Origin of the sequence: Micromonospora sp. NPDC005298 (assembly GCF_040607375.1) — a bacterium.
Taxonomy (GTDB): Bacteria; Actinomycetota; Actinomycetes; order Mycobacteriales; family Micromonosporaceae; genus Micromonospora.
The window spans coordinates 63,793-76,845 of the sequence record NZ_JBEXGP010000025.1; the positions used below are offsets into that span (position 1 = coordinate 63,793).

At 73.5% G+C, this 13,053-nt stretch carries 9 protein-coding genes; 4 read left to right on the plus strand and 5 right to left on the minus strand.

All coding sequences use genetic code 11. The annotated features are described in order from the left end of the window. Nucleotides 1–162 precede the first annotated feature (162 nt). Genes ABZS77_RS25720 through ABZS77_RS25735 form a run of 4 tightly spaced genes read left to right on the plus strand, consistent with a single transcriptional unit; the run spans nt 163 to nt 3,331 of the window. Entirely contained in the window at nt 163–1,227 is a 1,065-nt protein-coding gene (locus ABZS77_RS25720; protein WP_354827715.1) for an ABC transporter substrate-binding protein, read from the plus strand. Then, complete coding sequence (locus ABZS77_RS25725) at nt 1,224–2,003, plus strand: ABC transporter ATP-binding protein (RefSeq protein WP_354827718.1); 780 nt, start codon at nt 1,224–1,226, stop codon at nt 2,001–2,003. The genes ABZS77_RS25720 and ABZS77_RS25725 overlap by 4 nt, the downstream gene beginning before the upstream one ends. Beyond that, nucleotides 1,993–2,877, plus strand: coding sequence for an ABC transporter permease (locus ABZS77_RS25730; RefSeq protein WP_354827720.1), 885 nt, complete (start codon nt 1,993–1,995; stop codon nt 2,875–2,877). Before ABZS77_RS25725 ends, ABZS77_RS25730 begins: the two co-directional genes overlap by 11 nt. A 1-nt stretch (nt 2,878) precedes the next feature. Further along, nucleotides 2,879–3,331 carry an Rrf2 family transcriptional regulator gene (locus tag ABZS77_RS25735; RefSeq protein ID WP_354827723.1) on the plus strand — a complete coding sequence of 151 codons (453 nt, stop codon included), beginning with the start codon at nt 2,879–2,881 and terminating at the stop codon, nt 3,329–3,331. Between the two features lie 303 nt (nt 3,332–3,634). Here ABZS77_RS25735 and ABZS77_RS25740 read toward each other — a convergent pair whose 3' ends face one another. From ABZS77_RS25740 to ABZS77_RS25760, 5 genes are all read right to left on the minus strand, one after another. Next, nucleotides 3,635–3,835 (minus strand): hypothetical protein, encoded by a 201-nt coding sequence (locus tag ABZS77_RS25740; protein ID WP_354827726.1) that lies wholly within the window; start codon nt 3,833–3,835, stop codon nt 3,635–3,637. A gap of 268 nt (nt 3,836–4,103) precedes the next feature. Then, nucleotides 4,104–5,417, minus strand: coding sequence for a DEAD/DEAH box helicase (locus ABZS77_RS25745; RefSeq protein ID WP_354827729.1), 1,314 nt, complete (start codon nt 5,415–5,417; stop codon nt 4,104–4,106). 223 nt (nt 5,418–5,640) lie between these two features. Continuing rightward, nucleotides 5,641–5,844: a cold-shock protein gene (locus ABZS77_RS25750; protein ID WP_007464836.1), complete on the minus strand. Its 204-nt coding sequence runs from the start codon at nt 5,842–5,844 to the stop codon at nt 5,641–5,643. Nucleotides 5,845–6,071: 227 nt separating this feature from the next. After that, nucleotides 6,072–9,479 carry a UvrD-helicase domain-containing protein gene (locus ABZS77_RS25755; RefSeq protein WP_354827731.1) on the minus strand — a complete coding sequence of 1,136 codons (3,408 nt, stop codon included), beginning with the start codon at nt 9,477–9,479 and terminating at the stop codon, nt 6,072–6,074. Between the two features lie 27 nt (nt 9,480–9,506). Then, on the minus strand, nt 9,507–12,935 hold the full coding sequence (locus tag ABZS77_RS25760; protein ID WP_354827733.1) for an ATP-dependent DNA helicase: 3,429 nt from the start codon (nt 12,933–12,935) through the stop codon (nt 9,507–9,509). Nucleotides 12,936–13,053: the final 118 nt, after the last annotated feature.

Consider the following 13,053-nt stretch of genomic DNA (forward strand, 5'->3'; position numbering starts at 1 on the left):
CACGGACGTCGATCCGACCCGCCGCCTACCCCAGCAAATCAGTGGGAAATACCGACATATCTGAGACGGGCCATCCCGGCATGTGGATGACCCTTGACGCTGGCCGGGGGCTGGCCCACTCTTCCTACCAACTAAGTAGGAATACTGCGGATTGGATGGACGATGAGACGGCTTCCCTTGCGCCGGTTGGTCACCCTGGCCACCCTCGCCGCCATCGGCGCGGCGACCCTGGGCAGCACCGCCGCGTGCGGCGACGACAGCGAGGACGCGGGCGGCAGCTCCGGCCCGGTGACGCTGCGCCTCGGATACTTCCCCAACATCACCCACGCCCCGGCGGTCGTCGGCGTCGAGAAGGGCATCTTCGCCGAGAAGCTCGGCACCGACGTCAAGCTCGACCCGAAGACCTTCAACGCCGGCCCGGCCGCCATCGAGGCCGTCTTCTCCGGCGCGCTCGACGCCACGTACATCGGTCCGAACCCGACCGTCAACGCGTTCTCCAAGTCCAAGGGCGAGGCCGTCCGGGTCGTCTCCGGCGCGGCGTCCGGCGGCGTGGCCCTGGTGGTCAAGCCGGGCATCACCGGCCCCCAGGACCTGAAGGGCAAGAAGATCGCCACCCCACAGCTGGGCAACACCCAGGACGTGGCGATCCGCTACTGGCTCAAGCAGCAGGGGCTCACCACCACCAAGGAGGGCGGCGGCGACGTCAAGATCGTCCCGCAGGAGAACTCCCAGACCGTGGAGACGTTCAACAGCGGTGCGATCGACGGCGCCTGGGTGCCCGAGCCCTTCGTGTCCCGCCTCGTCAACGCCGGCGGCAAGGTGCTCGTCGACGAACGCGACCTGTGGCCGGACAAGAAGTTCGTCATCACCAACCTGCTGGTCAGCACGAAGTTCCTCAAGGCGCACCCGGACGTCGTGCAGAAGCTTGTCGACGGCCAGGTCGCCGCGAACGAGTTCGTCAACAGCAAGCCCGACGAGGCCCAGCAGGCGATCTCCGACGCCATCGGCAAGATCACCGGCAAGCCGCTCGACCTGAAGCTGATCAAGCAGGCGTGGCCGACCCTGGAGTTCACCAACGACCCCATCGCCACCTCGCTCAAGGCCGGCCTCGACCACGCCGTCGAGGTGGGACTCACCGAACCGGTCGACCTCAAGGGCCTGTACGACCTCAAGTACCTCAACACCGCCCTCAAGGCCGCCGGCAAGCCCGAGGTCACCCAGCCATGACGTCGACCACGACGACGCCGCCGAGCGCGACCACCGCGGTCGCGCTCTCCGGCGTGACCAAGGTGTACGGACGCGGGGCGAACGCCGTACTGGCCCTGGACGGGGTGTCCCTGGACGTCGCGCCTGGCGAGTTCGTCTGCCTGGTCGGCGCGTCCGGCTGCGGCAAGAGCACACTGCTCAACCTGGTCGCCGGGCTGGATCGGCCCAGCGGCGGACAGATCGCCCTGGCCGGCGACGCCAACCCCGGGCTGATGTTCCAGGAGCCGGCGCTGTTCCCCTGGCTGACCGTCGACGGCAACGTGGAGGTGCCCCTCAAGCTGCGCGGGATGCCCCGGGCCGAACGACGCGAACGGGTCGCCGAACTGCTGCGGACCGTGCACCTCGGCGACTTCGGCCGCAAACGCCCGCACGAACTCTCCGGTGGCATGCGGCAACGCGTCGCGCTCGCCCGCACCCTCGCCCTGGACACCCCGGTGCTGCTGATGGACGAACCGTTCGGCGCACTCGACGCGATGACCCGGGACATCCTCCACGACGAGCTGGAACGGATCTGGTCCGAACGGAACCTATCGGTGCTGTTCGTGACGCACAACGTCCGCGAGGCGGCCCGGCTGGCCGACCGGATCATCCTGCTCTCCAGCCGCCCCGGACGGATCATCTACTCCACCGAGGTGAACATCCCCCGCCCGCGACGGATCGACTCCCCCGAGGTCGCCGCCATCGCCGCCGAGGTCACCGAACGGCTCCGTACGGAGGTGGGCCGCCATGGCCAGTGACACCCTCACCAGCTCGGCGCGTACCGACGCGCAGATCTCCGGCCTCGACGCCCTGGAAATCGCCGGCCGGGACAAGGAGGTCTCCCGGGGCGCCCGGTTCTGGGCGGCGACCTGGCCGAAACTCGCCGCGCTGGCCATCGCCATCCTGGTCTGGCAGCTGGTCGTCTGGTCAGGCTGGAAACCCCCGTACTCGCTGCCGGGTCCGCTGGTCGTCGGCCGCGAGCTGGTGGCCCAGGCCCAGGGTCCGCAACTCTGGGAGGGCCTGCTCACCACGCTGCGCCGGGCCGCCGTCGGGTACGTCTTCTCGGTCGCCGTCGGGCTGCTGCTCGGCCTCGCGGTCGCCCGGTCCACGGTGCTCCGGGCCGCCATCGGCTCGATGATCACCGCGTTGCAGACCATGCCGTCGATCGCCTGGTTCCCGCTGGCCATCCTGCTGTTCGAGCTGAGCGAGAAGGCGATCTTCTTCGTGGTGGTGCTCGGCGCGGCGCCATCCATCGCCAACGGGGTGATCTCGGGTGTGGACTACGTGCCCCCGCTGCTGGTGCGAGCCGGACGCAACGTGGGTGCCCGAGGGCTCAACCTCTACCGGTACGTCATCGCACCGGCCGCCCTCCCGGCGATCATCGCCGGACTCAAGCAGGGTTGGGCGTTCTCGTGGCGCAGCCTGATGGCCGGCGAGCTGATCGTGGTCGGCATCTCGCAGACCTCGCTGGGCGCGCAGCTCACCTACTCCCGCGAACTCTCCGACGCCCCCTGGCTGCTCTCCACGATGATCGTCATCCTGGTGCTCGGGCTGGTCGTCGACGCCGCGTTCGGGGCGGCCGACAAGGCGATCCGGCGGCGCTGGGGCGTACTGGACCAGGCTGGTCAGTGACGTGTACGTCTCCGCGCGCAGCGACTACGCGCTCCGGGCCATGCTCGCCGTCGCCGCCGCCAGTGCCGGCGACGGCGAGGGCGGCGCCGGCGAGTTGGTGAAGGCGGCCAGCCTCGCCGAGGTGCAGGGGATCCCGCTCAGCTTCCTCCAGGGCATCCTGCTCGACCTGCGCCGCGCCGGACTGCTGCACAGCCACCGTGGCGCCGAGGGCGGGTACGCGTTGACCCGACCAGCGGCGGACATCACGGTCGGGGACGTGCTGCGCGCGGTGGGCGGCTCGCTGACCACCGTGCGCGGCCTACCGGCGGAGCGGGCCGGCTACCACGGGGTGGCCGCCGGGCTCACCGACGTCTGGCTGGCGGTGCACGGGGCAATAGCCACAGTGGTCGACAGCACGAGCCTGGCCGACCTGCTCACCCGCGACCCGAGCGGTCACGCCCGCAGCACCTCCTGAGCAGATCCTGATCTGATCGTCGGAGAAACGGCGCCACTTCCCGCATGATCGCGCTCGATCATGGATGTAGTGGTCTGGTCCGCGCTGCGAAGGGCCTGTTTCCCGGATCGAGCACGATCTTGCACGGGCAGCCACGCGCGGCACGGACAGACGCGCGGAACGGACAGACGCGCGGAACGCCGAGGCGCAAGCGGTAGAGGTGGAGGCGGTGTGGTCGGGCCGGTGCCCCGCCGGCCCGACCACACCTCGTACCGATCCTGACCGGGCCTGCCCCTCCGCCGGCACCGGTCGGCCGGTCGCTGCTCAGCCCCGGTGTGCGACGGCCGGGCCGGAGCCCGGGTCGCCGGGGCTGCGCAGCTCCACCAGGCCGGCGGGAGCGTTGCCCGCCGGGGTGGCATGCCAGGGTGTGAAGGCCGCGACCATGGCGAGCAGCAACCCGGCGAGCGCGACGGCGACCACCAGGATCAGTTCGCGCAGCGCCCCCGAGCCGGCTTCGCCCGCCATGGTCACCCCTCCCGTGCCGGGTCCCCCGCCCGGCTGCCCCCGTTGGCCAGCTTCGACCACCCGGCGTGTGGACGCAGTCGGCCAGCCGACCGCGCCGAGGCTGATTACCGACTCAGAGGCACCGGTCGCCGACTGCCCACACCCGACGGCCGGTCAACCACGAGGGCTACCGACCGCACCACCGGAGAAGCGCGCACCGATCACAGACCCCGCACACGAAACCGACCCGCCCCGCCGAGGCGGAACGGGTCGGTCGGGGTGCGGAAGATCAGACGGTACTGGGGCGGCGCGGACGGCGGGACCGGCCCGACGCGCGGTGTGCGGGCCGGGCGGCACCGTCGGCGGCCGAGCCACCGGAGGCGCGTACCCGACCGGCCGCCACCGACGGCGCGACGATGGTCACCGGCACGCCGGACGGCTCGCGGGCACCGGTCACCCGGGCCAACGCTCCGTCGCCGAGGCGCACCTGGACCGACTCCGGTCGGATGCCGGCGACGGCCATCAGCCGGGACACGTCCCGGCGCTGCTCGGGCAGGACCAGGGTGACCACGCTGCCGGACTCGCCGGCCCGGGCGGTACGGCCGCCCCGGTGCAGGTAGTCCTTCGCCTCGGTCGGCGGGTCCACGTTGACCACCATGTCGAGGCCGTCCACGTGGATGCCCCGGGCGGCGACGTCGGTGGCGACCAGGGCGGTCACCTGGCCGTTGCGGAACTGCTCCAGGATGCGGGTGCGCTGCGGCTGGGACTTGCCGCCGTGCAGCGCGGCCGCGCGTACACCCTTGGAGAGCAACTGGCGCGCGAGCCGGTCGGCGCGGTGCTTGGTGCCCATGAACAGGATGGTGCGGCCCTCGCGGGCGGCGATCCGGGTCAACGCGTCGGGCTTGTCGATGGCGTCGACGTGCAGGACGTGGTGGGTCATCGCGGTGACCGTTGCGGTGCCCGGGTCGACCGAGTGGGTCACCGGGTTGCTCAGGAAGCGGCGGACCAGCCGGTCCACGCCACCGTCCAGGGTGGCGGAGAAGAGCATCCGCTGCCCCTGCGGCGCGACCTGCTCCAGCAGCTTGGTCACCTGCGGCAGGAAGCCCATGTCGGCCATCTGGTCGGCCTCGTCCAGCACAGTGATCTCAACCTGGTCGAGCCGGGCGTCGCCACGGTTGATCAGGTCGTGCAGCCGGCCGGGGGTCGCCACGACGACCTCGGCGCCGGCGCGGAGCGCGTCCGCCTGGCGCTGCAACGACAGCCCGCCGACGACTGTGGCGCAGCGCAGCCCGACGGCGCGGGCGTACGGGGCCAGCGCGGTGGTGACCTGCTGGGCCAGCTCACGGGTCGGCACCAGCACCAGGGCCAGCGGGCGACCCGGGCGGGCCTTGCGGCCGGCGGTGCGCGAGAGCAGGGGAAGCCCGAAGGCGAGCGTCTTACCGGAGCCGGTACGACCCCGGCCGAGCACGTCCCGGCCCGCGAGCGAGTCCGGAAGAGTCGCCGTCTGGATCGGGAACGGCTCGGTGATGCCCTGCGCGGTCAGGGCGCTCAGCAGCGCCGGCGCCAGACCGGTATGGGCGAAAGACGGAATAACTGTGGTCACGCAGAAGCCTTCCTCGACGCGGAACGTGTCGAGGGAGGGCGCCGAAGTCGGCGCTGTCAACCGGCTGCGCAAGGCAGCCAGGACTCACAAGCACGAACCGATTGGAGTACGGGCCGGCCCGCCACCGGGCCGACGCCTGCGGAGGCAGGCGGCGGCGGGGCGGGCCGGTCCCGTCACCGTCACACCCGGAGGGCGCGACAGGTAATGCTGACCGATCCGAAGATCAGAGCGGGCGGATGTTCTCCGCCTGCGGGCCCTTCTGGCCCTGGGTCACCTCGAACTCGACCCGCTGGTTCTCGTCCAGGCTCCGGTAGCCGGAGGACTGGATCGCCGAGAAGTGGGCGAAGACGTCAGCGCCGCCGCCGTCGGGGGTGATGAAGCCGAAGCCCTTGTCAGCGTTGAACCACTTCACGGTGCCAATAGCCATGTGTTTCGTCTCCTTGACGGAACGTCGGACTCGCACTTGTTGCGTGTCCGAAGAGGAGCGCTCCGCGCGGAAATGCGCGAATCGCCTGTCGCTGCTGGTCGCCCCGCCCGGAGAACTCCGGACACAACAAAGAGCGCCTGGGGCCACAATTCCCGCCAGGCGCACACAGAGTCTCTGGTAACCAAAACTGCAACCCGTTCAAGCTAGCACGGATTTCCCCTCAGCGGTCAAGCTTGGGCAGAATCTTCGGGCAACTGGCTGATCATGGCGGTGAGCCCTGTCACATCCAGCAGGTCGGCGGGGCGAACGGTCGTGCCGTGCCGGACGTAGTGGAACGCCGCGCCCACCCGGTCGACCGGCACCCCGGCCAGCTCCGCCCAGGCCAGTCGGTACACGGCCAACTGCACCGCCGCTACCTGGGCCGCCGGCCCGGTGGGCTGCCGACCCGTCTTCCAGTCGACCACGTCGAACCGACCACCCGGCCGGGCGAAGACGGCGTCCATCCGGCCCCGCACCACCACCCCGGCGATCACCGTGGCGAACGGCACCTCCACCTCCACCGGCGCCCGGTCGGCCCACTCGCTGGCCAGGAAGCGCTCCTGAAGCTCGACGAGCGCCTCGTCCGGTGCGGCGTCCGCGTCCGCAGCGCCGGGCAGCTCGTCCAGGTCGAGCAGCCGGTCGGCGCCGAAGCGCTGCTCCAGCCACGCGTGGAAGGCGGTGCCCCGACGGGCGTACGGGTTGGGTTCGGCGGGCACCGGACGGCGCAGCGTACGCGCCAGCGCCGCCGGATCGTTGCGCAACGCGACGAGCTGGGTGACGCTCAACTGCCCCGGCAGGGCCACCTCGACCGCGCCGGAGAGCCGGGTCAGCTCGGCCCGCTCGGCGAGCAGCAGATCAGCTTCGCGCCGCCAGCGCGCCACCTCCGGATCGGGTTCCGGCTCGGCCGTCGCCTCCGTGGGCCCGGCGACCACCGGCCCCACCGGCCCGACGGCCAGCGCAGCCGGGCCGTCGGTCATCAGACGGCGGACCAACCCGGCCGCCTCGGCCAGCGCCGGTCGGCGACCGCCCAACGGGTCAGCCGGCCACTCGGCGCGGAGCACCACCTCGGCCGTCGGGTTCGTCGCATCCGGGGTCGGCTCCGGCGCCCACGCGTCGACCAGGTGCCCCGGCCCGCCGTCCAGGCAGGCGTCGTACACCTCGCGCAGGAAGACCGACGGGCCGCGCGGCCGTTTCGTGCCCTCCCCCCACCAGTAGCCGGAGCAGAGCAGCAGCCGGCGCGGCCGGGTGACCGCCACGTACGTCAGCCGGCGTTCCTCCCGCTCGTCGTGCGCCCGCCACGCGTCGGTGAAGTCGGTCACCGCGCGGGCCACGGCCCGCTGGTCCCCCGCCTCGTCGAGCATCAGCTCCGGTAGACCGTCGGCGTCGCCGCGCAGCGGGAACGGCAGCACGCCCAGCCCACCCAGCCAGTGATCGGAGTTGCGCACCGGCCCCGGCCACGAGCCACGGCACAGCCCGGCGACCGCCACCACGTCCCACTCCAGGCCCTTCGCGGCGTGCGCGGTGACCACCTGGACGGCGCCCTCCACCACCTCGACCTCGCCGGGGGCCAGGCCGCGCTCCTCGTCCTCGGCGGCGGCCAGATAGGACAGGAAGCCGGACAGGGTCGCTCCCGGGGTCTCCCCGCTGAAGCGGGCCGCCACGTCACCGAGGGCGTCCAGGTGGCCACGGGCCAGTCCGGCGTCGCCGGCGCCGTCCCGACCGGCACGCACCGCGACCTCCACGTCCAGGCCGATGGTCCGTTCGATGTCCGCGATCAGGTCCGGCAGCGCCTGGTCCAGCCGGTAGCGCAGCAGCGCCAGTTCCATGCCGTACGCGCGTAGCCGCGCGAACCCCTCCGCCGAGTACGCCTGCGCCGGCCCCAGGTCGGCCAGCGCCTCCACCAGGGTCGCCTCGTCCAGCAGGTCGGGGGTGATCTCCGGGGTCTCGTCGGCGGCCATCTGCCGTCGGGCGTTGGCGATGGCCCGGGCCCGCCGGTGCAGCGCCACCAGGTCCCGTGGCCCGATCCGCCAGCGGGCGCCGGTGAGCAGGCGCAGCAGCGCGGCGCCGTCGGTCGGGTCGGCCAGCACCCGCAGCGTGCACACCACGTCGCGGACCTCGGGAGTGTCCAGCAGGCCACCCAGTCCGACGACCTCGACCGGTAGGCCGCGCTCGCGCAGCGCCGACTCGATCGCCGGGATCTGGCTGCGGACCCGGACCAGCACGGCAGTCGTCGGGCGCTGCGCCACCGGAATGTGCTCGGGGGCCGCGCCGGGCATCCGGGCCGCGCCGCGCCAGGCCGCGAGCACGCTGTCCGCGATCCAGGCCGCCTCGTCGGCGTACGTGTGCAGCAACGCGCAGTGCACCGTGCCGCCGGCCGCCCCCGCGGGGCTGCGGTGCGGGATCGGGTCCAGGACGGTCAGCGCCGAGCGCAGCTCCGGCACCCGGGCACCGGCCGCGCGCAGCGGGGTGGACAGCGCGTTCGCCACCCGGAGGATCTCCGGGCGGTTACGCCAGCTCGTGGTGAGCCCGAGCGCACGCGCGGGTTGACCGTCGGGTCGCGCGAACTCGGTGGGGAACCGGTCCAGTGTGCCCGCGCTGGCCCCCCGCCAGCCGTAGATGGACTGGCACGGGTCACCCACCGCCGTCACCGGGTGCCCGCCACCGAACAGCGCGTTGAGCAGCACCACCTGGGCGTGGCTGGTGTCCTGGTACTCGTCGAGCAGCACCGCGCGGAAACGGTCCCGTTCGATCTCGCCGACCGCCGGGTGGTCCCGGGCCACCCGCGCCGCCCGGGCCAGCTGGTCGGCGAAGTCCATCGCCTCGAAGTCGAGCTTGCGCCGGGCGTACGCCCGGACCAGCGGCAGCAGACGCAGCCGGGTCTGTTGCAGGGCGAGCGCCTTGCGCACGTCGGCGTACACCCGCCCCGGGCGGGACTGCACCTCGGCGAAGAAACGGCCCGTCCAGGCGGCCAGCTCGTCCGGGGCGACCAGGTGCTCGTCCAGCTCCCCCGCGAGCGCCAGCACCGCGTCGGTGATGGTGCTCGGCATCCGGTCCACCTCGGACATGTCACCGTCGTAGTTGCGTACCAGCAGGTCCACCAACTGCCAGCGGGACGCCTCGGTGAGCAGCCGGGTGGACGGCTCGTAGCCGGCCCGCAATCCGTGTTCGGTGACGATCCGCCCGGCGTACGAGTGGTAGGTGGAGACGGTGGGCTCGCCGGCGAGCGGGTCGTCCAGCGGGTCGCGGCCCTGCCGGCCGAGACGGCGGATCAGCTGGTCGAGGCGGGTACGGACCCGGTGCGCCAGCTCACCGGCGGCCTTACGGGTGAAGGTCAGGCCGAGGATCTGCTCCGGCCGCACGTACGAGTTGGCGACCAGCCAGACCACCCGGGCGGCCATCGTCTCGGTCTTGCCGGAGCCGGCCCCGGCCACCACCAGCAGCGGCTCCACCGGGGCGGCGATGATCGCGGCCTGTTCCCGGGTGGGCGCCGGCAGCCGCAGGAGTTTCGCCAGCTCGACGGGGGTGTACCGGGGGCCGGAGTCGGCGAGCCGAGGTGTCGGCGCCGGGCCGGCGCCGAACAGGGTGGGCTGGGTCACGGTGTCGCCTCGGCTCCTGACACCGGCTCACTCCTCGCCCTCGGTGGCGCGTCGGACGGTCGGCGGTTCGACGACCTGGCGCCCCTGCCCGGAGACCGGGCAGCTGGTGCGCACCGGGCAGACCCGGCACTTCGAATTGGCCACCGCGGCGAAGGTGGCAGCGGCCATCGTATCGGCGGTACGCCGGACCAGCGCGGTCGCCCAGCCGGCCGCCGGGCCCTCCCCCGCCGCCGGCTGGTTCTGTTCGCGGGCGTCCTTCGCCGAGGTGCCGAGTTGCACCAGCGCGGCGCCCCCGGACTCGTCGCCGAACTCGGCGAACGCTCCCGCCTCCACGGCCGCCTGGTAGGCGCCGAGCTGCGGGTGCTCGGCCAACTCGCTGCCGGTGACCGCGGTGGACTTGCCGGTCTTGAGGTCGATCACCACGAGCCGGCCGGCCTCGTCGACCTCCAGCCGGTCGACGCGACCGGTCAGGTCGACCGGCCGTTGTGGGTCGTCGAGCCGGACCGCGAACTCGTGCTCGATGGCGAGCAGCCGGCGCGGGTTGGTGGCCAGCCAGCGCAGCAGCTTGTCGACCATCGCCTCGGCGCGTTCCCGTTCCGGGCCGGCCATCCAGCGGGCGGCCAGCTCGATCGCGTCGAACCGGGCGGCGACGTAGTCCAGGAGGGCACCCCGGTCGGCGCTGGCGTCCTCGGCGAGCATCGCGGCGGCGTGCACCAGGTTGCCCACCCCCTGCGCGGTGCTGGTGGGGCCGCTGCCGCCGTGCCGTTCCAGCAGCCAGCGCAGGCTGCACCGCAACGCGCTCTCCATCGCCGACGGGGTGACCCGCACCGCCTTGCCGTCGTCCACCAGCGGCCGGTCGTCGGAGAGCGCGCGCAGCCCCCACCAGTCGTCCGGGTGTGCGCCGGGCACCCCGGCGGCGGCGAGGCGGGCCAGTTCGGTCGCCGCGGCGCGCCGCCGGGCCGCCGGCACGGCCGGGTCGGTGACGGCGGTACGCAGTTCGGCGACAAGTGCCGGCAGGGTGAGCGCCCGGGGTGGGCGGGTCACCGGCAGTGCGCCGGGACTGTCCCCCTCCCCGTCGCCGTCCGCACCCTCGTCCCCGCCGGACGTCGGACCGTCGAGCGGGTCACCGGTCGGCGGGCCGGTACGCGGGCCGGGCGGTGGCGTGGACGGCGGGGTGGGTGGCGCGGGCGGTGCCAGCTCGTGCAGGAAACGGCTCGGCTGCTCCTCGTGGTCGTCGCCGCCGACCGCCGCGGACGCCACCGCGCTGACCAGCAGGCGGTGCCGAGCGCGACTGATGGCGACGTGGAAGAGGCGGCGCTCCTCGTCCAGCAACGCCGAGGTCTGACCCACCACGTTCGCCGCGTTCGCGCCGCCCACGGACCGGCCGGTCAGTACGTCGACCAGCCGCTCCGAGCCGAGCAGGCTGCCGCGCAGCCGCAGGTCCGGCCAGATGCCCTCCTGCACACCGGCCACCGCGACCAGGTCCCATTCCAGGCCCTTCGCCGCGTGCGCGGTGAGCAGCCGTACGGCCGCACCCCGGTCGGCGGTCGGTGCGATGGTGTCGGCCGGCAGGTCCTGGGCGAGCACGTGGTCGAGGAAGACCTCGGTACGGGCACCGGGCAGCCGGTCGGTGAAGCGCGCCGCCGCGTCGAAGAGCACAAGTACCGCGTCGAGGTCCCGGTCGGCCGCCTCCGCGCGTCTGCGCCGGGCCAGGTCGCCCTCGCCGGCCGCCGGCCGCCCCTGACCGATCGCGCCGGCCCAGCGTTCGGCGAGCCCGCTGGTGTCCCAGACCTCCCACAACACGGTTTCGGCGGTCGCGCCGGGTTGGGCGGCTGCGTCCCGGGCAGTGGCCAGCAGACCGGCCACCGCCTGCGCCGGCTCGGCCCACCGCCGGTCGATGCCGGCCAGCTCCGCCGGGTCACGCAACGCCTCGACGATCAGCTCGCCGGACGGACGGCGATCACCGCGGGCCAGCGCGAGCGCGCGCAGGCCCTGCCGCAGCCGCCGCTCGGCCAGCGGGTCGGCACCGCCGAGCGGCGAGTGCAGCAACGCGACCGCCGCCTCCTCGTCCAGGTGTTCCGGCTTCAGGGCGCAGCGCAGCAGGAGCAGCAGGGGTGCCACCGCCGGTTGCAGGTGCAGGGGCAGGTCCTCGCCGTGCACCACGGTGGGTACGCCGGCAGCGTGCAGCGCCCGTTGCAGGGTGGGCAGCTGCAACGCGGTGGACCGCACCAGCACCGCCATCCGTGACCAGGGCACACCGTCGAGCAGGTGGGCGGAGCGCAGCGCGTGGGCCAGCCAGGCGGCCTCGCTTGTCGCCGAGCGGAACGTGTGCACCTCGACCACACCTGGCGGCGCGTCCGGCAGGGGGTGCAGCCGGCGGTGCGCCGCCGGGCCGCGCAGCCGGCGGCCGAGCCGGGCGATCGCGGCGAGCAGTTCGGGACCGGCCCGGTACGACGTGCTCAGCAGCACCTGGGCCGCCGGTGCCCCGGACGCCGTCCGGAAACGGTGGCTGAACGTGCTCACCGCGGCCGGGTCGGCGCCCCGGAACGCGTACGTGGACGAGTCCGGGTCGGCGAAGGCGACAAGCGACGTGCCCCCGCCGGCGATCACCGAGAGCAGCTCCAGTTGGGCGGGGTCGGTGTCGGCCAGCTCGTCGACGTACACGTGGGCGAGGCGGCGGCGCTCGGCGGCCAGCAGCTCCTCGTCGTCGCGCAGCAGCCCGGTGGCGGCCCGGACCAGCTCGGCCGGGTCGTACGCGATGGAGCCCCGGTTGCTGACGTCACGCAGCGCGAGCACTGCCACGTACTCCCGCAGGAAGCGGGCGGCGGCCGGCCAGTCGTCGCGGCCGAGCCTCTCGCCCAGCCGGGCCAGGTCGACCGGGCCGACGCCGCGTTCGGCGGCCCGCATGAGCAGGTCGCGCAGCTGACCGGCGAAGGCGCGGGTCCGCAGGGCCGGGCGCAGGTCGTCCGGCCAGCCGACCGGGTCGTCCTCGGGCTCCTCGCCCACCACGTCCAGCAGCTCTCGGATGATCAGATCCTGCTCGGGGCCGGTGAGCAGGCGCGGCGACGGTTCGCCCCGCTCGGCGGCGGCCCGGCGGAGCAGCCCGAAGGCGTACGCCGGGAAGGTGCGCACGAGCGGCTCGCGCAGGACCCGGTGGCCGTCCTGCGCGACGCGGGCCTCGATGCGGTGGCGCAGCGCGGTGGCGCCCCGGCGACCGAAGGTCAGCACCAGGACCCGTTCGGGGTCGACGCCCTCGCGCACCCGGGCGGCGACGGCCTCGACCAGGGTGCTGGTCTTGCCGGTGCCCGGGCCGCCGAGCACCAGCATCGGCCCGTCGGTGTGCCCGACCACCTCGGCCTGCACGGGATCGACACGCCAACCGGCGGGACCCGGCCCGGAAGACGCGCCGCTGCCGGCGGCCACTCCGGACCGCCGCACCAACCGGTACGCCTGCATCAGCTCATCCCATCAAACCGGTACGACACTCGCCCACCCCAACCCCACCGCATCCAGCCCCGTCGATCATGAGGTTGGCGGCGCGACACGCCGGGCGCGGTGCCGCCAACCTCATGAT